Source organism: Amycolatopsis sp. NPDC051061 (genome assembly GCF_040682935.1).
Lineage (GTDB): Bacteria > Actinomycetota > Actinomycetes > Mycobacteriales > Pseudonocardiaceae > Amycolatopsis.
The window spans coordinates 43,088-62,759 of the sequence record NZ_JBFBBZ010000013.1 but is presented as its reverse complement, the minus strand read 5'-3'; the positions used below and the strand labels follow the sequence as shown (position 1 = coordinate 62,759).

The 19,672-nt window shown below is 72.9% G+C and carries 20 protein-coding genes; 10 read left to right on the top strand and 10 right to left on the bottom strand.

Going from position 1 to position 19,672, the window contains the following annotated elements; all coding sequences use genetic code 11:
* The 3 genes from AB0N03_RS19370 to AB0N03_RS19360 form a co-directional block, all read right to left on the bottom strand.
* Window positions 1-1,002 carry a hypothetical protein gene (locus tag AB0N03_RS19370; protein WP_364373179.1) on the bottom strand — a complete coding sequence of 334 codons (1,002 nt, stop codon included), beginning with the start codon at window positions 1,000-1,002 and terminating at the stop codon, window positions 1-3.
* Window positions 999-2,315 (bottom strand): hypothetical protein, encoded by a 1,317-nt coding sequence (locus AB0N03_RS19365; protein ID WP_364373177.1) that lies wholly within the window; start codon window positions 2,313-2,315, stop codon window positions 999-1,001. Before AB0N03_RS19365 ends, AB0N03_RS19370 begins: the two co-directional genes overlap by 4 nt.
* Window positions 2,316-2,431: 116 nt before the next feature.
* On the bottom strand, window positions 2,432-3,226 hold the full coding sequence (locus AB0N03_RS19360) for a GntR family transcriptional regulator (RefSeq protein WP_364373174.1): 795 nt from the start codon (window positions 3,224-3,226) through the stop codon (window positions 2,432-2,434).
* A 123-nt stretch (window positions 3,227-3,349) separates the two neighbouring features.
* On the opposite strand from AB0N03_RS19360, the gene AB0N03_RS19355 reads away from it, so the two are divergent.
* The 3 genes from AB0N03_RS19355 to AB0N03_RS19345 all read left to right on the top strand — a co-directional run bounded on the left by AB0N03_RS19355 (window position 3,350) and on the right by AB0N03_RS19345 (window position 6,178).
* On the top strand, window positions 3,350-4,219 hold the full coding sequence (locus tag AB0N03_RS19355) for an aldolase (RefSeq protein WP_364373171.1): 870 nt from the start codon (window positions 3,350-3,352) through the stop codon (window positions 4,217-4,219).
* Window positions 4,220-4,266: 47 nt separating this feature from the next.
* On the top strand, window positions 4,267-5,757 hold the full coding sequence (locus AB0N03_RS19350; RefSeq protein ID WP_364373168.1) for a CoA-acylating methylmalonate-semialdehyde dehydrogenase: 1,491 nt from the start codon (window positions 4,267-4,269) through the stop codon (window positions 5,755-5,757).
* Between the two features lie 61 nt (window positions 5,758-5,818).
* Window positions 5,819-6,178, top strand: coding sequence for a hypothetical protein (locus AB0N03_RS19345; RefSeq protein ID WP_364373165.1), 360 nt, complete (start codon window positions 5,819-5,821; stop codon window positions 6,176-6,178).
* Here AB0N03_RS19345 and AB0N03_RS19340 read toward each other — a convergent pair.
* Window positions 6,175-6,741 (bottom strand): TetR/AcrR family transcriptional regulator, encoded by a 567-nt coding sequence (locus AB0N03_RS19340; protein ID WP_364373162.1) that lies wholly within the window; start codon window positions 6,739-6,741, stop codon window positions 6,175-6,177. The genes AB0N03_RS19345 and AB0N03_RS19340 overlap by 4 nt on opposite strands.
* A gap of 193 nt (window positions 6,742-6,934) precedes the next feature.
* Here AB0N03_RS19340 and AB0N03_RS19335 point away from each other — a divergent pair, with 193 nt between their 5' ends.
* The 6 genes from AB0N03_RS19335 (at window position 6,935) to AB0N03_RS19310 (ending at window position 15,007) form a co-directional block, all read left to right on the top strand.
* Window positions 6,935-7,387, top strand: a complete 453-nt coding sequence (locus tag AB0N03_RS19335; RefSeq protein ID WP_364373159.1) for a (2Fe-2S)-binding protein — start codon at window positions 6,935-6,937, stop codon at window positions 7,385-7,387.
* A complete protein-coding gene (locus AB0N03_RS19330; RefSeq protein WP_364373156.1) occupies window positions 7,374-8,336 on the top strand; it encodes a xanthine dehydrogenase family protein subunit M in 963 nt (320 codons plus the stop codon). Before AB0N03_RS19335 ends, AB0N03_RS19330 begins: the two co-directional genes overlap by 14 nt.
* A complete protein-coding gene (locus AB0N03_RS19325; RefSeq protein WP_364373153.1) occupies window positions 8,333-10,507 on the top strand; it encodes a xanthine dehydrogenase family protein molybdopterin-binding subunit in 2,175 nt (724 codons plus the stop codon). The genes AB0N03_RS19330 and AB0N03_RS19325 overlap by 4 nt, the downstream gene beginning before the upstream one ends.
* Before the next feature lie 179 nt (window positions 10,508-10,686).
* A complete protein-coding gene (locus AB0N03_RS19320) occupies window positions 10,687-12,117 on the top strand; it encodes a carboxylesterase family protein (RefSeq protein ID WP_364373150.1) in 1,431 nt (476 codons plus the stop codon).
* A gap of 87 nt (window positions 12,118-12,204) precedes the next feature.
* Window positions 12,205-13,482, top strand: a complete 1,278-nt coding sequence (locus AB0N03_RS19315; RefSeq protein ID WP_364373147.1) for an ATP-binding protein — start codon at window positions 12,205-12,207, stop codon at window positions 13,480-13,482.
* A gap of 94 nt (window positions 13,483-13,576) precedes the next feature.
* Window positions 13,577-15,007, top strand: a complete 1,431-nt coding sequence (locus AB0N03_RS19310) for an APC family permease (protein WP_364373144.1) — start codon at window positions 13,577-13,579, stop codon at window positions 15,005-15,007.
* On the opposite strand, the gene AB0N03_RS19305 is transcribed toward AB0N03_RS19310, so the two are convergent.
* Complete coding sequence (locus tag AB0N03_RS19305) at window positions 15,004-15,360, bottom strand: hypothetical protein (RefSeq protein WP_364373141.1); 357 nt, start codon at window positions 15,358-15,360, stop codon at window positions 15,004-15,006. The genes AB0N03_RS19310 and AB0N03_RS19305 overlap by 4 nt on opposite strands.
* 135 nt (window positions 15,361-15,495) lie before the next feature.
* Here AB0N03_RS19305 and AB0N03_RS19300 point away from each other — a divergent pair, with 135 nt between their 5' ends.
* The gene (locus AB0N03_RS19300) at window positions 15,496-15,921 is read left to right on the top strand and encodes a DUF2269 family protein (protein ID WP_364373138.1); all 426 of its coding nucleotides are present in this window, start codon (window positions 15,496-15,498) and stop codon (window positions 15,919-15,921) included.
* Here the strand turns inward: AB0N03_RS19300 and AB0N03_RS19295 are convergent.
* The 5 genes from AB0N03_RS19295 to AB0N03_RS19275 form a co-directional block, all read right to left on the bottom strand.
* Window positions 15,918-16,595, bottom strand: coding sequence for a GNAT family N-acetyltransferase (locus tag AB0N03_RS19295; RefSeq protein ID WP_364373135.1), 678 nt, complete (start codon window positions 16,593-16,595; stop codon window positions 15,918-15,920). The two genes, AB0N03_RS19300 and AB0N03_RS19295, sit on opposite strands and share 4 nt — an antisense overlap.
* Window positions 16,596-16,656: 61 nt before the next feature.
* Window positions 16,657-17,295: a hypothetical protein gene (locus tag AB0N03_RS19290; RefSeq protein WP_364373132.1), complete on the bottom strand. Its 639-nt coding sequence runs from the start codon at window positions 17,293-17,295 to the stop codon at window positions 16,657-16,659.
* Window positions 17,296-17,352: 57 nt separating this feature from the next.
* Window positions 17,353-17,763 (bottom strand): VOC family protein, encoded by a 411-nt coding sequence (locus AB0N03_RS19285; protein ID WP_364373129.1) that lies wholly within the window; start codon window positions 17,761-17,763, stop codon window positions 17,353-17,355.
* A gap of 70 nt (window positions 17,764-17,833) precedes the next feature.
* Window positions 17,834-18,391, bottom strand: coding sequence for a hypothetical protein (locus AB0N03_RS19280; protein ID WP_364373126.1), 558 nt, complete (start codon window positions 18,389-18,391; stop codon window positions 17,834-17,836).
* Window positions 18,392-18,615: 224 nt separating this feature from the next.
* On the bottom strand, window positions 18,616-19,605 hold the full coding sequence (locus AB0N03_RS19275) for an NAD(P)-dependent alcohol dehydrogenase (RefSeq protein ID WP_364373123.1): 990 nt from the start codon (window positions 19,603-19,605) through the stop codon (window positions 18,616-18,618).
* Window positions 19,606-19,672 lie beyond the last annotated feature (67 nt).

Below are 19,672 nucleotides of genomic sequence, written 5' to 3'. Positions count from 1 at the left end.
TCAGAACTCCCCGCCGGTGGCCGCGCGCTCGGCCAGCGTCCGGGCCTCCGGCGGCAACGCCTCGCGCGCCCGCACGAGCGACACCACCTCGGCCCGGTCCTCCGCCGTCGTGCCACCCAGGTCCTCGGCCGTCACGCCGACGATCAGTCCGAAGTGGACGGAATGCGGGCCGGCCAGGTCGACGGCACCGGCGAACCGCCCGACTCCCAGGCGCAAGGGGACTTCCGTGACCACCTCACCGTCACGGGTCGCGAACGCGGACAGCGCAGCGTCGGCGAACGCCCCGGTGACCTCCACTTCGAGCCGGGTGGCCGTCGGGGCCGCGACGACCCGCCAGGTCACGGTGTTCTCCGCGGCGTCGAGGACGCCCGGCGGCACCCGCGCCCAATCGACGCTCGTCCGCCCCTCGGCGACGACGCCTTCCCCGGCCTCGCCCGAACCTGCGCCCGCGGCCAGTGCGTACGCGCGCTGCCCCGGCGTCACGGCGGCCGCCAGCCGGGCCGCGGCTTCGGCGCGCACGACGTCGTCCTGGTCGTCGAACCAGGCCGACAACCTGGTGCACAGGCCGCGAACTTCATCGGCGACGGGCGTCGCGGCGAGCCCTCCGACGGCCGCGTCGAACAGTTCTCCGGGTGTGGCTTCGAAGCCGTCGAGCATGCCTTCGGCCACTGCCGCGGTGGCGACCGCGGCTTCGAGGTCGAGCAGCGCCGGGTCCAGGGACGGAATCCCGAGCACCACGCTCGCGGGCCACCACCGGCGGGCCCACAGCAGCAGCGCGAGCGTGGCCAGTCCGGGCCGGGCGGGGACGTCGACGTGCCCGGACGCTAGGGCCTCCAGGGCGTGTTCTTCCCCGACGAGCCGGGTCAGCCACGGTTCGGCGGCCGCCGCGTCGGTGAGTTCGACGCGCATCGAGGCGGGCACGCCGGCGAGCAGGTCGGCGAGGGCGAAGCGGACGAGACCGCCGTCCGCCGCGACGACAGGGGTGTGCACCGGGTGCGTCACGAGACGGCCTCCAGGTCCGGCAGGCGGGCCACGAGCGCGCGGCGCACCTTCGTCCGCAGGTCCAGCGAGGTCGAGCGGACGACGCCGGTGACGAGGTCTCGGACGTCCTCGGCGTCCGCCGGGAGATCTCCGCGTACGTCGAAACCGTGCAGGCGGATCCAGAGCCGGCCGAGGAACTGCTTGGCGAATTCGCGCAGCTCGCGCACGAGCTCGGCGTCCGGGCGCGGCGTGAGCGGTGTGGTGCCGGCCAGCGCCCGGCGCGCGTGGAGCACGTACCCCTCCCGCGCGACCTGGGCGTTGAGCTGCCGGGCGAACGCGGGTGCGGACCCGGGCGCGCCGCCGTCGAGCGGCCGGAGGGCGGGCGCGAGGACGACGCCGAGGGCAAAGCACGTGGCCAGGGCGGGCAGGCCGAGCCCGAACCCGGCCACGACCCGGCGGGCTTCGTCGTCGACGAGGTCGGCGACGGAACCGCGGTCATCCACGGGAAGCCGCCGCAGGGTCGCGCGCACTCGCCGTTCGACGCTGCGCTCGAGGAGTTCGGGGCCGGCTTCGTCCTGCCGGCGCAGCGGCGGGACAGCCGTGCGATCCCCGCGCTGCAGCCCGAGATCCGGCGCCGGCGAGCCGGACACGGCCTCGGCGGCCCGCGCGAGCGTCTCGGCTCCCCCGGGCTGACGCAGCGCGACGCCGAGGGCGTGTCCCGCGGCGCAACCGGCTCGCCACGCGGCGTCGGTGAGGGTGTCGACGAACTCGCCGAGCAACGCCACGGCGTCGTCCGGCGCGAGACCGGCGTCGGCGTGCCAGCGGCGGCGAAGCCCGGCGGTCAGGTCCGCGGCCGCCCGGGGATCGGCGAGGTACGCGGTCAGCTGCGCGACGCCGCCTTCAGCGCCTTCGCCGTGCAGCTCGCGCAACGCCGACGCGGCGGTCTCCGGTGCTTCCGGTCCCGGCGGGCCGAATCCCGTCGCCAGCTCGTACGCCAAGGGGAAGCAGACGTCCTGGACGTCGCCCGCGGTGATGCGCAGGGCCCGGCGCTGCCGCTTCAGGTGCACGAACCACGCGGCGGTCGCCCGCAGCCGCGGCGCGTCGGCGAGGAGCAGCTCGGTGATCTCGGCCGCCGCGGCGGGTTCCAGCAGTGGCCGGCCCAGTTTCGGCCGCGCCGCGGTGCGGACCACGAGCGGGTCGATGATCTTCTTGACGGTGCGGGTCAGCGGGCCGCCGTCCCCGGCCGACAAGACCTCGACGCCGGGGATCCGGTGCCACGCCGCCGCGAGAACGGCCGAGCGCAGCCGGGGCTTGCCCGATCCCGTCACCGCCATCCCCTCGCCACGATCGCACCTTACGTGATCGGGATGCCGCGTCGGCTGCGCTGCTCCGGCGGCACGCCAGGGCGGGCTTCAGGTCATGGACGGCGAGGACGCCACCACCATTGTGCCTACTGGGGGCCGTTGGTCAGCGAGAGGTTGAACGTGTAGCGGGACGCGCGGTAGACGTGCCAGCCGTACTCGACCACGCGGCCCGTGTCGTCGTACGTCGTGCGCTGCATGGTCAGCAGCGCCGCCCCCGGCTTCTCGTCCAGCAGCTTCGCGTCCTCTTCGGTCGCCAGGCGAGCGCCGATGTTCTGCTCCGCCGCGTGCAGGCGGACCCCCGCCGAGCGCAGCAGCTGGTAGAGGCCCTTGTCGCGCAGTTCCTCGTCCGTCGGGTCGATGACGCCGCCGGGCAGGTAGTTGTTCATCAAGGCCAGCGGTTCGCCGTCGGTCGAACGGAGGCGCTCGAGCCGCCGGACGTGCGTCAGGCCCGGGGCTTCCAGCAGCTCGGCGACCTCGGCGTCGGCTTCTTCGACGCTGTTGGCCAGCACCACCGACTCCGGCTTGCCGCCGAGGCCGGTGAGGTCGTCGAACAGGCTGCTCAGCCGCAGCGGCCGCGCCACCTTCGTCCGGACGACCTGGGTGCCGACGCCGCGCCGCCGCACCAGCAGTCCCCGGTTGACCAGCGCCTGGATCGCCTGGCGGATCGTCGGGCGCGACAGCCGCAGGCTGGCCGCCAAGTCGACCTCGTTGCCGAGGCGGGCGCCCGCGGGGAGGCGGCCGTCCTCGATCGCGGCGTGCAGCTGCCGGGAGACCTGGAAGTACAGGGGTTCCGGGCTGCCGGGGTCCAGCACGATCTCCCGGCCGGGGTCCCAGGCCGGGTGCGTGACGTCCACGCGGGACGACGGCGGCGGGGTGCTCATCGCCGGAAGCCTACCGCCAACTCGTCATCAGTAGGGATGACCTGATGTCCGTATGTCTTGACAAAGTCTCCGGGCGCGGGCAATCTCGATTTCGGACCAGCCGACGTCTGCCGGGAGGCAACTGTGACCGACCTGCTGCGGCGCCTCGTCGCGAAACGGGTGCACGACCCGGAAGCGATCGCCGAGGCGGCCGCGAACCGGGTGCGGGCCAAGTCGCCCTTCAACGACAAGGGCCGCACGATGATCATCGCCGCGGACCACCCCGCCCGCGGCGCCAACGCGGTCGGCGGCAACCCCACCGCGATGGCCCACCGCGGCGAGCTGCTCGAGCGGCTGTGCCTCGCCCTGGAACGGCCCGGGGTGACCGGCGTGCTGGCGACCGCGGACGTCATCGACGACCTGCTGCTGCTCGGCGTGCTGGACGGCAAGACCGTGATCGGGTCGATGAACCGCACCGGGCTGGCCGGGTCGAGTTTCGAGATCGACGACCGCTTCGCCTGCTACGACGCCGAAGCGATCGAGCGGATGCGGTTCGACGGCGGCAAGACGCTCACCCGGATCTGCCTCGACGACCCGGTCACGCCGAGCGTCCTCGAGAACACAGCGAAGGCCGTCAACGACCTGGCGGACCGCAAGCTGATCGCCATGGTCGAGCCGTTCCTGTCGGCCTGGGTCGAGGGGCGCGTCAAGAACGACCTCTCCCCCGACGCCGTCATCAAGTCGATCACGATCGCCGCCGGGCTCGGCCGCTCGTCGGCCTACACCTGGCTCAAGCTGCCGGTGGTGGACGACATGGAGCGCGTGCTCGCGTCGTCGACCCTGCCGGCCGTCCTGCTCGGCGGCGAGGTCAAAGACCCGGACGCGGCCTTCGCCGCGTGGCAGCGAGCACTCACCCAGCCGACCGTGCAGGGCCTGGTCGTGGGGCGGTCACTGCTCTACCCGCACGACGGGGACGTCGCCAAGGCCGTCGACACCGCGGTGGGGCTGTTGTGAAAACCGGCATCGCGAGGGCGGCCGGCACCGCTACCTGGAGGAGCACCGTGCACACCATCGAACATTGGATCAACGGCACCACCACATCCGCGGGCTCGACCCGCACGGCGCCGGTCCACGACCCCGCCACCGGACAACGGCAGGCACAGGTCCTGCTCGCCGAGCCGTCCGATGTGGACAGCGCGGTCGCGGCCGCGGGCAAGGCCTTCGAGTCGTGGGGCGACTCCTCGCTGTCCCAGCGGATCAAGGTGCTGTTCGCCTTCCGCGAGCTGCTGGTGAAGCACGAGGACGAGCTCGCGCGCATCATCTCGAGCGAGCACGGCAAGGTCGTCGACGACGCCCGCGGCGAGATCGTGCGCGGCCGCGAGGTCGTCGAGTACGCCTGCGGCATCGCCGACGCGCTCAAGGGCAGCTTCTCCGACCAGGTCTCGCGCGACGTCGACGTGCACGACTTCCGGCAGCCGCTCGGGGTGGTCGCCGGGATCACGCCGTTCAACTTCCCGATCATGGTCCCGCTGTGGATGCACCCGGTCGCCATCGCCACCGGCAACACGTTCGTCCTCAAACCCAGCGAGCGCGACCCGTCGGCGTCGAACTTCGTCGCGCGGCTCTACGCCGAAGCCGGGTTGCCCGAAGGCGTGTTCAACGTCGTCCACGGCGACAAGGTCGCGGTCGACGCGATCCTGGACCACCCGGACATCGCGGCGGTGTCGTTCGTCGGCTCGACGCCGATCGCCAAGTACGTGCACGAGCGCGCAACGGCGGCCGGCAAGCGCGTCCAGGCTCTCGGCGGGGCCAAGAACCACGCGGTCGTCCTGCCCGACGCCGACCTGGAGTACGCCGCGAACCACCTGACCGCCGCCGCGTTCGGCTCGGCCGGGCAGCGGTGCATGGCGATCTCGGTCGGCGTGGCCGTCGGAGCGGCCGGCGACAAGCTGGTCGAGATCCTCGAGCGCAAGGCCCGCGCAGTGCGGGTCGGGCCCGGCTCGGACCCGGCCAGCGACATGGGTCCCGTCGTCACCGAGGCCGCCCGCGCACGGGTGGTCGCCGCCGTCGCCGGGGGCGCCGAACAGGGTGCTTCGGTGGTGGTCGACGGGCGTGGCCTGACGGTCGACGGCCACGAGGAAGGCTTCTTCGTCGGCCCGTCCCTGCTGGACCACGTCACCACCGACATGCGGGCCTACCAGGAGGAGATCTTCGGGCCGGTATTGGCGGTCGTGCGCGCGGAGACCGTGGACGAGGCGATCGCGATCATCAACGCCAACCCCTACGGCAACGGCACGGCGATCTTCACCGCCGGCGGCGAGGCGGCGCGCAAGTTCCAGCGCGAGGTCAAGGTCGGCATGATCGGCGTCAACGTGCCGGTCCCGGTCCCGATGTCCTACTACTCCTTCGGTGGCTGGAAGGACTCCCTCATCGGCGACAGCCCCATCCACGGTCCGGCGGGCGTCCGCTTCTACACGCGCGCGAAGGTGGTCACGACCCGCTGGCCGCACACGAGCGCCTCGGCGGAGTTCACCTTCCCTACGTCCAGTTAACCGGAACACCCATCTCCGGTTTCCGGTACGGTGGGTGGCGGCACCGACGAAGGAGGCCACCGTGGGGTATCGAGGCCCGCTCCCGAAGAACGCCGTCGACCGCGTCAACACCTGCGTCGGCACGCTCCGGACATCGCCGCGCTGGGGACGGCTGGTCCGCCGTCACCTCACCCAGGTCACCTACACGGGACGCCGGTCGGGCCGCACGGTCAGCACCCCCGTCGGGTACCGGCGCGCGGGCGACGTCGTCACCATCGGCGTCCGGCTCCCCGACGCGAAGAACTGGTGGCGCAACTTCACCGGCGAGGGCGCCCCACTGTCTCTCGAGCTCGACGACACCGAACGCACCGGCCACGCGACAGCGCACCGCGACGCCAAGGGCCGCGTCACGGTGACCGTCCGGCTGGAGAAAGACGCCTAGGACGCCATCCCGTGCCAGAGCAGATGGGCGAGGCCCGCCGCGTCGCCGCGCCAGTCACCGTTCGGGTCGAGCAGCAGCAATCCGGCCAGGCCGCGCAGCACCACGAGCGGGTCGAGGCCGGGCCGCACGGTCCCGGCCGCCTCGTTGGCCTTCAGCAACGTCGACACCGCGCCGACCATCGCCTCGTACGCGCTCGCCGGCAGCTCGCCGCGGGACGCCGTCGCGCGGCGCAATGCGTCGGCCAGGCCCTTCTTGGTCATCATGTAGTGCGCCAGGTGGTCGGTCACCCATACCCGGAACGCCTCGTCCGCGGGGTGCTCGTCCAGCAGCACCGGCACGATGTCGACGATGTGCCGCACCTCGCGCTGGTACACCGCCAGGATCAGCGCCTCCGGCGTCGGGAAGTGCCGGTACACCGTGCCGACGCCGACCTCGGCCTGCTTCGCGATCGCGTTGAACGAGACTTCGCCCGTCTTGGAAAGCGACTCCGCGGCGACGACGAGGATGCGTTCGTGGTTGCGCCGGGTGTCCGCGCGCCGGGGACTGACCGATCCCGTCGTCATCGTCCTCCCGCTCCTCGTGCCGTTCCGCCGAATCTAACCCAGGCCTGGAGCGACTCCAGCATGATCGGCTCGTTGCGAACCGGATTGTAATCCGCTAGCCTCGCGATCGGGTGAAGCGGATGAGTATCCGCTCCCCGTTCGCCGCCACCACCACCGTCAGGTACCCACCCGGACGAGCTGCGGAAAGAGACCAGTGGACATCTCACTCGAAGTCAACGGCAGTACCGAACACCTGGAAGTCGATCCCGGTGTGACCCTCCTCGACGCGCTGCGCGAGCGCCTCGACGTCACCGGTCCGAAGAAGGGCTGCGACCGCGGGCAGTGCGGCGCCTGCACCGTGCACGTCGGCGGCCGGCCCGTGCTTTCGTGCCTCACCCTGGCCGCCACCGTCCGGCAGCCGGTGACCACCGTCGAAGGACTGTCCACAGAGGACAACCTGCACCCGGTGCAGCAGGCGTTCGTCGACCAGGACGCCCTGCAGTGCGGGTTCTGCACCGCCGGGCAGATCATGTCGGCGGTCGCCGCCGTCGAGCAGGACGTCGAAGACGTGCGGGAGTTCATGTCCGGCAACCTCTGCCGGTGCGCGGCCTACCCGAACATCGTCAAGGCCGTCGACCAGGCGAGGCGGGCCGATGCGTCCCTTTGAGCTGACCGCCCCCACCACCGTCGAAGACGCCCTCGCCTCGTCCGGCACGTTCCTCGCCGGCGGGACGACGCTGGTCGACCTCATGAAGCTCGACGTCCTCACTCCGCAGCACGTCCTGGACATCAACCAGGTGCCGCTGCGCGGCATCGACACGAGCGACGGCCTGCGCTTCGGCGCGCTGGAGCGGATGAGCGCCATCGCCGCGCACCCGCAGGTGTACCCGGCGATCTCGCGCGCCCTGCTGCTGAGCGCGTCCCAGCAGATCCGGAACATGGCCAGCATCGGCGGGAACCTGCTGCAGCGCACGCGCTGCACGTACTTCCGCGACGTCGCCACGCCGTGCAACAAGCGCGAGCCCGGCAGCGGCTGCTCCGCGCTCGAAGGCGCCAACCGGATGCACGCGATCCTCGGCACCAGCGACTCGTGTGTCGCCACGCACGCCAGTGACGTCGCCGTCGCCCTCGTCGCGCTCGACGCGCGCCTGCGGCTGGCGGACGCCGAAGGCACCCGCGAAGTCGCCCTGCGCGACTTCTACCAGGTGCCCGGCGACACCCCCGCGCTGGAGAACGACCTGCGCCCCGGCGAGCTGATCACCGAGGTGCTGGTCCCGCGGCTGGACTGGGCGACGAACTCCACCTACGTCAAGGTGCGCGACCGGCAGTCCTACGAGTTCGCGTTGTGCTCCGCCGCGGTCGCGCTGGACGTGCGCGACGGGAAGATCGCCGACGCCCGCGTCGCGGCCGGCGGCGTCGGGACGGTGCCGTGGCACCTGCCCGCCGTCGAGGACGCCCTGCGCGGCGCCCCGGCGACCCAGGCCACCTTCGAAGAAGCCGCGGCCGTGGCGACCGACGGTGCGCGCCCGTTGTCCGACAACGGTTTCAAGGTGTCGCTGCTCAAGCGGACGATCGTCCGCGCGCTGCTCGAACTGACCGAGGGGAGCTCCCGATGATCACCCGGCTGGACGCGCCGCTGAAGGTCACCGGCGGGGCCAAGTACGGCGCCGACCACACCTTCCCCGGCATGGCCTACGGCTACGTCGTGCTCAGCACGATCGCCCACGGCGAGATCGAGGCCGTGGACGCCACCGCGGCGAAGAGCGCACCCGGCGTGCTCGAGGTCTACACGCCGTTCGACCCGCTGACGCTGCAGACCCCGAGCATGCCGCCCTTCGGCGAGACGTGGGTTCCGTTGCAGAACAAGGAAGTCACCTACTACGGCCAGCCGATCGGCTTCGTCGTCGCGGAGACGTTCGAGCAGGCCCGGGACGCCGCGACCCTCGTCGAGGTCGCCTACCGCGAGCGGCCCGCCCGGACCTCGCTCGCCGAACACCTCGGCTCGGCCGAACCCGCGCCCCCGGCCATGGACGGCGCACCGCCGGAAATCGAGGTGCTCGAAGACGGTGTCGAATCCTTCGATGCCGCCCTGGCCGCGAGCCCGGTGGTCGTCGAGGCGACCTACACGACCGCGACGCAAAACCACGCCGCGATGGAGCCGCACTCCGCGGTCGCGGTGTGGGACGACGGCGAGCTGACCATCTACAGCGGGAACCAGGCGTCGAACATGCAGGCGGCGGAAGTGGCCACGGCCCTCGATCTGGCGCCGGAGGCCGTCCACGCGATCAACCCGTTCGTCGGCGGCGCGTTCGGCGGCAAGGGGCGGACGTCCACGCCGGCGTTCCTGGCCGCGGCCGCGGCCCGCGCCCTCGGCCGGCCGGTGAAGGCCGCGCTCACCCGCGAACAGGTCTTCACCGCCACCGCCGGCCGGGCCGCGACGGTGCAGAAGCTCGCGCTCGGCGCCGAGCCGGACGGCACCCTGGTGGCCCTGCGCCACGACTCGTGGTGCCACACCGACACCGCCCGGTCGTTCGTCGAACCGACGTCGCACGGCACCTCGCGCGAGTGGTACGCCACGAAGAACCTGTCCATCTCCCAGAAGATCGTGCCGCTGAACGTCCCGCCGACGACGTTCATGCGGGCTCCCGGCGAGGCACCCGGGTCGTTCGCGCTGGAGAGCGCGGTCGACGAGCTCGCCGTGAAGCTGGGCATGGACCCGATCGAGCTGCGCGTCCGCAACAACTCGACCGCCCCGCCCGGCCACGACCTGCAGTGGTCGAGCAAGCACCTCGACGAGTGCTTCCGCATCGGCGCGGACCGCTTCGGCTGGGCGCACCGCCCGGCGGGCTCGCGCACCGATGGCGACTGGCTCGTCGGCATGGGCGTGGCCACCGCGGTGTTCCCCGCCCTGCGGTTCCCGGCCACCGTCGGCATCACCCTGCGGGCGGACGACACCGCCGTCGTCGCGACGAGCGGCGCGGACCCCGGCACCGGCCTGCTGACCGTGCTCTCCCTGGTGGGCGCCGAATCGCTGGACATCCCGGCGGACCGGATCACCCCGCGCCTCGGCGACTCGGCCCTCCCGCCGGGCGGCATGTCCGGCGGCTCGACGGCGACGGCGAGCGCCGGCACGGCGATCATGCTCGCCGCCACCAAGGCGATCGACGAGCTGACCGCGCTCGCCGCCGACCCCGGCGCGCCGTTCGACGGGCGGGAGGTCACCTACGCCGATGGCCGCGTCTTCGCCGACGGCGAGTCGATGACCTTCGGCGAGCTGCTGCGGACCGTGGGACGCGAATCGCTCGAGGTGACCGGCACGTCGGCGCCCGGGGAGGAGCTGACCAAGCACTCCTTCGCCTCCTGGGGCGCCCAGTTCTGCGAGGTCCGCGTGCACAAGTGGACGCGCGAGGCCCGGGTGTCGCGGATGCTCGGCGTGTTCGACGCGGGCCGGATCATCAACGACAAGGCGGCCCGCAGCCAGCTCATGGGCGGCATGATCTGGGGCGTCTCGGCGGCCCTGCACGAGGGCCTGGAGATCGAGGCGAACGGCCGGCTCGCGAACGGCGACTTCGCGAGCTACCTGGTCCCGGTCAACGCCGACATCCCCGAGGTCGACGTCCAGTTCGTCGAGTACCCGGACACCCTGCACAACGCGGTCGGCGCGCGGGGGCTCGGCGAGATCGGCACGGTCGGCATGGCCGCGGCGGTCGCCAACGCCGTGCACAACGCCACCGGCATCCGGGTCCGGCACATCCCGATCACCATCGAAGATCTGCTCGAAGACTGACCGCCCCGGGCGGGGCACGCGAGTGCCCCGCCCGGGTGCGTTGGTCCACCTGGCCGAACCGGACCGGCGCCGTTATCCATTCGCGACAACTCCCGCGACGGTTCGCCCATGACGGCGGCCGGTCCCCGGTCCTAGGCTGACGGGCGCTCGCCCGATCTTCCTCGAAGGGACCCCCCGGCATGACCGACCCCGTCGTCCCCACCGCGTCCGGCGCGGTCCGCGGTCAGGTCACCGCCGCCGGCTTCGCGTTGTTCCGCGGCATCCCCTACGCCGCCGCTCCCGAGGGCGACCTGCGCTTCGCCGAACCCGTCCCGGCCCCGCCGTGGGAGGACGTCCGCGACACGAGCAGACCCGGGCCGACCGCGCCGCAACGCCGCCACGACGTGCCGGGGCTCGACCTCTCCCCCCTCACCGGCAGCGGCTGGCGGCCGGGACCGGAGTACCTGACGGTCGACGTCTGGACCCCGCAGCTCGGCGCGGCCGGCCTGCCCGTGCTGGTGTTCGTGCACGGCGGCGCGTTCCTCGGCGGCACCGGGTCGGCGCCGGTCTACGACGGCACGTCGTTCTCCCACGCCGGCGCGGTGCTCGTGACCGTCCAATACCGCCTCGGCGTCGACGGCTTCCTGCCGCTGGACGGCGGGACGACGAACCTCGGGCTGCGCGATCAGCTCGCGGCCCTGCGGTGGGTCCAGGAGAACATCGCCGGCTTCGGCGGCGACCCCGGCAACGTCACGTTCTTCGGCGCGGCCTCCGGCGCGGTGAGCGTCGCGTGCCTCCTCGGTTCCCCGCTGTCGCAGGGGCTCTTCCACCGGGCCATCGTCCAGAGTGGACACCCGGACATGGTGCGCGACGGCGTCCAGGCGCGCCGCCTCGCCCGGGTGATCGCCGACGAGCTGAAGGCCGAACCGACCGCCGAGGCGTTCCGGAAGGTCTCGACCGAGCAGCTGCTCGACGCGCAGGACGCCGTCCTGCGCCCCGGTGGTGCCCCCGACCTGCGCGACGCGCTCGGCTACGACCGCGGGTACGGGCTCAGCCCGTTCCTCCCGGTGGTCGGCGACGACGTCCTGCCGCAGCACCCGGCCAAGGCGATCCGGGCGGGCGCGGGCCGCGACGTCGACCTGGTCGTCGGCAGCTGCAGCGAGGAAATGCGGCTCTACCTCGTGCCCACCGGCGCGCTCGACGCGGTCACCGACGACCAGGCCGTGGCGTCGCTGGCGGTGTCGCACCCCGATCCGGCCGGCGTGCTCGTCCGGTACGGCCTCGGCTCGGACCGCTCGGCGGGCGAGGTCCTCGTCGCGGCCCTGACCGACCTGGTCTTCCGCGACGGCGTCCGGGACCTGGCCGAACACCACGGCGGCCGGACCTTCCGGTATGAGTTCGAGTGGGGTTCGCCGCTGCTCGAGGGCAGCCTGGGCGCGTGCCACGGGCTCGAGCTGCCCTTCGTGTTCGATGCGCTGAAGCCGGCGTCCGGGCCGCGGGGGCTGCTGGGCGAGCACCCGCCGCGGGAACTGGCCCGCGACCTGAACGACGCTTGGTACCGCTTCGCCGCCACCGGGTCGCCCGGCTGGGAAGAGTACACCGGCGAAGACACGCTGTTCCACACGTACTGACCCCTACCCCGGGGGGCGGTTGACGACGCCCCCGCCGCGCTGCCAGGCTCAGACCGCCCGGACGGCCGGATGAAATGGGGACCACCGATGCCCGAGGCGGGCTCTGCCGCACCGCCGCGCGCGCTCGTACGCACCCTGCTGCGCAGCGGCACCCCCGCGGAGCCGGCCGGGCCTCCGGACGAGCACGGCGACCTCGCCGACGTCGGGGACGCGACGCTCGCCCGCGCCGCGCGCTACTGGGTCGTCGTGCCGCTGGCCTACCGGATCGCGGCGTTCGTCAAGGTGTTCATCGGGTTCACCGCGGCCAACGGCCGGCTCGGGCTCGGGCCGGTGCTGGCGGCCACCGTGTTCGCCGTCGCGGCCAACACCGCCGCGATGGCCTGGGTGCTGCGCTCGGGCGGCCTGCGGGCCCGCGTCACCGGCCGGGCCCTGGCCCTGGACCTGGCCGTCGGGGTGGCGCTCAACTTCGCCGTCGCCGCCACGGCCCCGGCATCGGTGCAGCCGTTCGCCGTCGACGTGTCGTGGACGTGGCTGGTCGGCGCGGTCGCCATGTGGGCGGGCACGTCCGGGCTGCCCTCGGCGCTGTGGCTGCTGGTGGCGGCCCTCCCGCTCCGGGCGCTCCTCACGCTGGCCGGTGGCCTGCCGCTGACCGACCAGCTCTCCGTGACGCGCTCGATCGGCTGCATGATCGCGCTGGGGGTGGCGATCGTGCTCGCCGCGGGCATCCTGATCCTGCTCGGCGCGGGCACGCGGTTCGCGGTCGACATCGGGATCCGGCGCGGGCGCGAGGCCGAGCGCCACCGGACGCGGCGCATCATGCACGACAGCGTGCTGCAGACGTTGGAAGCGCTCGCCATCTCGACCCCGGGCGACGACGCGCACGCCGTGAGCCGGCTGTCCGAGGTGCGTTCGGTGGCGAAGGCCGAGGCCGCCGAGATCCGCCGCCGGATCACCGAGCCGGTCCCGAACGGGACGACGCGCGGGTTCGCGGTCGAGCTCGCCGACGTCGCGACCGAGATGGCCCGCGACGGTCTGCGCACCCAGCTGGTCGCCGCGGACTTCGCCGACGACGACAAGCTGTCCCAGGACCGCCGCACGGCGATGTGCGAAGCGGTGCGGGAAGCGTTGCGCAACACGGTGAAGCACTCCGGGACGAAACAGGTCGTGCTGCGCGTGGAGGAGCGCGACGGCGGGATCGCGGTCGTGGCGCGCGACCAGGGCGAGGGCTTCGACGTCCGCGAGCGGCCCCCTGGCTTCGGCATCACCCAGTCGATCTTGGCCCGCCTGGCCGAGGTGGGCGGCCACGGCACGGTGGACTCCCAACCGGGCCGCGGCACCCGCGTGACCATGTGGGTGCCGAGCTAGCGCTGCCCGTCAACGGCTCTGCGCGGCGGTCCAAGACGGCGGCGAAGGCCGGGGCGCACCATGCCCGGACAAGCCACCGCGGGAGGAGAATCCCATGTCCGACGCACTGCGCCGGGATGCGCTGGGCACGCCGGGTGTCGTCTTCCTCGTACTGGCCGCCGTCGCGCCGCTCACCGGCATCGTCGTCATCGCGGCGCTGGGCATCGCGCTCGGGAACGGCGGGGGCATGCCGGGCGCGTTCCTGCTCGCCGCCGTGATCCTCGTGCTCTTCGGCGTCGGCTACGCGCAGATGAGCAAGGTCGTCACCGGCGCCGGCGGGTTCTACGTCTACGTCACCAAGGGGCTGGGCCGCCCGCTCGGCCTGGTCGCGGCGCTGATCGCGCTGCTGGGCTACAACTGCTTCGTCGCCGGCGCGGTCGGGACGAGCGGGTTCTTCACCGCGAACGTCGTCGAGCAGGTCTTCGGGTGGCACACGCCGTGGCAGCTGTGGAGCCTCGCCTCCGCCGCCGCGGTGTTCGCGCTCGCCCGGCGCGGGGTCGACGTCAGCGCGAAGGTGCTCGGCGTCTCGCTGGTCCTGGAGGTGTCGATCCTGCTCGTCCTCGACGTCGCGGTCGCCGTCCGGACCGGCCTGGACGTCCACGCCTTCGCGCCCGGCGTGGTCTTCTCCGGCTCGGTCGGGGTCGCGTTCCTGTTCGCCTTCAACGCGTTCGTCGGCTTCGAGGCCACCGGGTTGTTCAGCGAAGAGGCCCGGGACCCGTACCGGACGATCTCCCGCGCGACCTACACGGCGATCGTGCTGATCGGCGTCTTCGCGGCCTTCACGACGTGGGCGGTGGTCAGCGCGACGAGCGTCGCCGAGGCCGGGAAGACCGCCCAGGACCACCTCGCGACCGGGGATCTCGTCTTCTCGATCAGCCACACCTACCTCGGCTCGTTCCTCACCGACGTGATGATGCTGCTGCTGGTCGTCAGCCTGTTCGCGGCGCTGCTGGCGCTGCACAACTCCGCGACGCGCTACCTGTTCGCGCTCGGCCGCGCCCGGGTGCTGCCCGCGGTCCTCGGCCGGACGAAGGCGGCGAACGGCGCGCCGTACGTCGCCAGCGGGACGCAGATCGGGGTGGCGGCGCTGATCGCGGCGGGGTACGCGCTGGCCGGGCTGGATCCGCTCGCCGATCTCACCGCCAGCATGACCGGCATCGGGACGCTCGGGGTGATCGCCCTGCAGGCCCTGGCCGGAGTCGCCGTCGTCGCGTACTTCCGCCGGCGGCGCGACCCCCGGATCTGGCGCACCGCGGTGGCTCCCGGCCTCGGCGGGCTCGGCCTGATCGCCGTGACCACGCTGGCCTTCCTCAACTTCCCCACCCTCGCCGGGTCCGACGCGCCGGCGATCGCGCTGCTGCCGTGGCTGCTGGCCGTGGCGGTGGCCGGCGGGTTCGCGCTCGCGGTGTGGCTGCGGAGCCGCCGACCGGACGTCTACGCGGGCCTGGACGAGCTCGGGCTCGACGCCGAACCCGTGTCGCGTTAGGCCGCGCGGCGGGCGTCGCGCTCGGCGGCCAGGCTCGCGCGGCAGGCCGCGGTCAGCCGGGTGGTGGCGGCGCTGCCGCCGCGCCCGCAGCGCGGGCAGGTCATCGAAACGGCCAGCGACAGCTCGTCGACGGCGACGCACAGCTCGGACCGGCAGCCGCGGCACCAGCGGTGCCGGGTGACCGGGCTGACGTGCGTCGGCGAGGCGACGCACTGGTGGATCCACCGGCCGTGCACGTGGCAGGTCAGGCGGTCGTCCGGCGTCAGCAGGCCCATGTCCTCGGCGTCGTCCTCGGTGGCGAGCAGGACCGGCAGGCTGCGGATCCGGGTGGTGGTGCAAGTCGTGGTGGTCATCGTGGTCCCCTTCCTCTACCCGTTCGTCGAAGGGCGGCCGCCGGATTCGACAGCCGGGAGAGGTTGGCCGGAACTCGGTGGTTCCTGGCATTCCAGCCACTGCCGGGCCCACGCGAAGATCGGTAACTTCGGCGCGTGTCGAAATTCCTGCTCTCGGTCCACGTCCTGGCGGCGATCCTCGCCGTCGGCCCGGTCGCCATCGCGGCCAGCATGTTCCCCGCCGCCGTCCGGAAGGGCGATCTCAAGATCGCGAAGGTGCTGCACCGGATCTGCCGCGTGTACGCCTACGCCGCCATCGCGGTGCCGGTGTTCGGCTTCGGCGTCGCGGGCACGATGCACGTCATGGGCGATCCGTGGCTGCTCACGTCGATCGGGCTGACCGCCGTCGCGGCCGCGGTGCTCGCGCTGCTGGTGCTGCCGCGACAGAAGCGGCTGCTGGCCGAAGAGTCCACTTCGGACAGACTGGCCCGGCTCGCCATGGTCACGGGCGTGTTCAACCTGCTCTGGGCCGCCGTGACGGTGCTGATGATCGTGCGGCCGGGCTCCTCGACCGGCGCCTAGCCGGGCACGCGGACGGCGACGAAGTCCGGCCGCCGCCGCAGGGCGAACCCGAGGGAGAGGTAGAGGCGGATCGCGGAGGTGTTGCTCGCGGCCGCGTGCATCACCGGCGTCTCGCCGCGCTCCCGGATGCCCGCGGCCACGGCGAGCACGAGCCGCGTCCCGAGGCCCTGCGCGCGGTGGGCCGGGTCCGTGCACACCGCGCTGATCTCGGTGTAGCCCGGCGGGTGCAACCGCTCCCCGGCCATCGCGACCAGCGCGCCGCCCCGCCGGATCCCGAGGTACGTGCCGAGCTCGACGGTCCGCTTCCGGAACGGCCCGGGCTTCGTCCGCTCGACGAGGTCGAGCATCTCCGGCACGTCCGCGAGCCCCAGCCGCACGGCTTCCGGGTCCGGCGCGGCCGCGACGCCCTCGTCGACGAGCTGGACGCCGGGAAGCTCGTCGAGCACCTCCCAGCCCGACGGCGGCCGCGCGGCGGGGGCGGCGAGCACGACGACGGCTCCCGGCCCGGCCAGCTCGGCGACGTCGAGCCAATCCTGCTCCCCGGGAGCGTCGGGAAGGCCGAGGAAGGGAGCGACGTCCTCGGGGTAGCGCACCACGCGCCCACGCCGTTCCGCGAAACGGGCGTGCGGGCCGGACAGCGACGCCCACGTCGGGTTGTCGAGCGGAGAAGGCACACCGCCAGGATGCTCAAAATCGCCGACGCGACGTCGGCGCTCCCACATCCTGAGCACGCGCTCAGCCGACCGTGGTCAGCTCGTCGTCCGAGAGCACGCCGGGGCCGGCCGACACGACCAGCCTGCCGTCATTGATCTTGTAGGTGTAGTCGCCGTTCTTCGCGACGAAACCGTCGCCCGAAGCCTGGGCGGGCAGCACGATGTGGGTGTTGTCCGAGGCCGCCTGCCCGCGGGCCTGGCCGTCGTAGAAGATCCGGCCGTCGGGCACCTGGCAGATCGTGATCAGCGACTTCACCGTCTGCGCGACCAGCAGCGCCGTCCCCTGGCCGCCCGGCAGGTACCGCGCCGCGTCCCCGGGGCAGGGCTTGCCCGCCGGCGTGGCCGACGTCGTCGGAGACGTGGACGGCGTCACCGGCGGGGTGACGCCGTTCGCGGTCGTGACCACGGTCTTCGTCGTCGGCAAGGCGGGCGTCGTGTACGACGGGAACGGCCCGGACGCGTCCGGCGAGGGCGTCGAGCGCCCGGCGAACAGCAGGACCCCGCCCACCGCCACCCCGGCGACCAGCATCAGGGTCAGCAGCACCCACAGCGCCCGCGCGCGAGCCCGGCCGGGGGCCAGGCTCGAGCAGGTGCCGCACCGTCCGGCCGCGGGGTCGTTGACGGCGCCGCACTGTGCGCACATCCAGGGGGCACCCGCCATCGGGCCTCCTTCTCCCCCCTCATCGTCACCGACGCGGGCGCGGGCTGCAACGCCCCGTTACGCCTGATGGACGACGTTGACCATCCAGGGGATGCCGAACTTGTCGACGCACGCGCCGAATTCGTCGCCCCACATCTGCTTTTCGAACGGAACCGTCACGGTTCCGCCGTCGCTCAGCTTGTCCCAGTAGCCGCGCAGGTCGCCCGCGTCGTCACCGCTGAGGCTCACCGAGATGTTCGTGCCCGGGTTGTGGTCCACCCCGGTGGGCGTGTCGGACGCCATGAGCGTGAAGCCGTTGTCGGTCTCCAGCTGGGCGTGCATGATCTTCTCCGCGTCCGCCCCTTCGGGTGAACCGGATTCCCCGAACGTGTTGACGCGGAGGGTGCCCCCGAAGACGTCCTTGTAGAACTCCATGGCCTGGCGCGCGTCGGCGCGGAAGCTCAGGTACGGGTTGAGAACGGAAGCCACGGCGATCTCCTTTGCTCGGAAGAGAGCAGCATCCTCGCAGAAGCGTGTGACCTCGACAAACGCGGGAATTTCAGACGACGAACCGGCGGTCCGCGTGCGGTTCCAACGGCAGCGCGCCGTGCAGCGCGGCGCGGGCGCGCAGCTCGAGCGCGCGGTCGAGGGGCGGGGACCCGGCGGCCGCGGCGGGGTGGAACGTGCCGCGGTCGAAGAGGTAGACCAGTGCGAGCTTGCGGTCGCGGCGCCCGCCCGGCTCGGCGAACTCGACGGTCGCCGACCGCAGGCAGCCGCCGTAGCCCGCCCGGGCCAGCCGGTCCGCGACGTCGACCAGGTCGCCGGTCAGCACGCGCAGGTCGCGGTCGCGGCGCCAGCACCGGACCGTCGAACGCCCGTGGAGGTCCTGCGTCACCAGCGGGTGCACCGGCAGCCGCGCCGACGTCGCGGCGATCAGTTCCGCCTCGGTGCGGGCCAGCGCGTCCCCGTCCACCTTGAAGCCGATCGTGCCTCCGCCGGTGGGCGTGAGACCGAGCGCGGCGCGCATCCGCGGGGCGGCCGCGGCGAGGGTGTAGAGGGACTGCAGGTGCGGACGGGACGTCCAGCAGCGGACGAGCTTGCTGTCCAGCAGGGTCACGGGCGGTGTGTCCTATCTCCGGTCGAGAAGGCCGCGGGGCCGGGCGCTCTGGCAATGTCCACAGTGGACGTCAGGCGCGGGGACGCGGGGTCGGAAGGGACAGCATGCGCCCGCGGCCGCCGGTTCCGGTCCGGAACCCCGCGATCACGCGGCGAACGGCAGCACTTCGCCGCCGAACGGTCACTCGGAGTCAGGTTCAGCCGATCAGCGGTATCCCTTTCGCCTCACGGCGCGGAGACGACCACCTTGCCGAGGTTCCGCCGGCTCCGGAACCGCTCGAACGCCGCGCCGGCGTCGTCGAACGGGAAGACGCCGTCGACGACCGGTTCGAGCGGGCGCACGGCGAGCCACCGGACGAGGTCCTCGGTGTCCTCGCGGCTGCCGACCCAGATCTTCCGGATGCTCGCGCCGCTGCGGAAGAGGTCCATGAAGTCCACCGGCGTTCCCCCGGCGCCGACGAACCCGACGAGCGCGATGTCGGCGTGGTGCGTTCCGGCCGCGACGAGCGACTGCGCGAACGTGCCGGGCCCGCCGACCTCGACGATCCGGTCCGCGCCGCGGCCGTCCGTCGCGTCGAGGACGGCCTTGCCCCACTCCGGCGTCTCGGTGTAGTCGATGACGACGTCCGCGCCGAGTTCGGTCAGCTTGGCCGCCTTCCCGGCGCTCGACGTCGTCGCGACGACCCGCGCGCCGTGCTGCTTGGCGAGCTGCAGCGCGAACAGCGACACGCCGCCGGTGCCGAGGGTGAGCACGACGTCACCCGGGCGCACGCCGGCGAGCGACGTCCACACGGTGACCGCGGCGCACGGCAGCGTCGCGCCCTGTTCGCAGCTCAGGGAATCCGGCAGCGCGACGAGCGCGTGCTCCCCGACGGTGCGGTACTCCGCGAGCCAGCCGTCCTGGCCGTTCCCGTAGCCGATCAGGGTGTCGGGCAGCCGTCCGGCGATCCAGTTCGAGTGGAAGGCGTCGAGCACGCGATCGCCGACCGCGAAGCGCGTCACACCGTCGCCGACCGCGGCGACTTCGCCCGCGGCGTCGGACACCGGGATCAGCTTCCCGGGGCCGTTGGTGAGGTGGTCGCCGTCGAGGATGAGCAGGTCCCGGTAGTTCAGCGACGTCGCCCGGACCCGGACGAGCACCTCTCCGCGCTGCGGCTCGGGCACGGGCTCTTCGCGCTGGACGAGACTTCCGGATTCGGGACGGTAGACGCGCACCGCTGAACTCCCTCATGTTAACCGATTGACTAACATCGACCATGGCACAGCCGCCCGGGTCCCGGCA

Bases quoted from the DNA above. Each gene is read 5' to 3' on its own strand.
- AB0N03_RS19360 (WP_364373174.1), bottom strand. From the start codon at position 3,226: ATGAGCACCCCGCCGCCGTCGTCCCGCGTGGACGTCACGCACCCGGCC.
- AB0N03_RS19365 (WP_364373177.1), bottom strand. From the start codon at position 2,315: ATGGCGGTGACGGGATCGGGCAAGCCCCGGCTGCGCTCGGCCGTTCTC.
- AB0N03_RS19320 (WP_364373150.1), top strand. From the start codon at position 10,687: ATGACCGACCCCGTCGTCCCCACCGCGTCCGGCGCGGTCCGCGGTCAG.
- AB0N03_RS19315 (WP_364373147.1), top strand. From the start codon at position 12,205: ATGCCCGAGGCGGGCTCTGCCGCACCGCCGCGCGCGCTCGTACGCACC.
- AB0N03_RS19325 (WP_364373153.1), top strand. From the start codon at position 8,333: ATGATCACCCGGCTGGACGCGCCGCTGAAGGTCACCGGCGGGGCCAAG.
- AB0N03_RS19290 (WP_364373132.1), bottom strand. From the start codon at position 17,295: ATGGCGGGTGCCCCCTGGATGTGCGCACAGTGCGGCGCCGTCAACGAC.
- AB0N03_RS19305 (WP_364373141.1), bottom strand. From the start codon at position 15,360: ATGACCACCACGACTTGCACCACCACCCGGATCCGCAGCCTGCCGGTC.
- AB0N03_RS19310 (WP_364373144.1), top strand. From the start codon at position 13,577: ATGTCCGACGCACTGCGCCGGGATGCGCTGGGCACGCCGGGTGTCGTC.
- AB0N03_RS19330 (WP_364373156.1), top strand. From the start codon at position 7,374: ATGCGTCCCTTTGAGCTGACCGCCCCCACCACCGTCGAAGACGCCCTC.
- AB0N03_RS19340 (WP_364373162.1), bottom strand. From the start codon at position 6,741: ATGACGACGGGATCGGTCAGTCCCCGGCGCGCGGACACCCGGCGCAAC.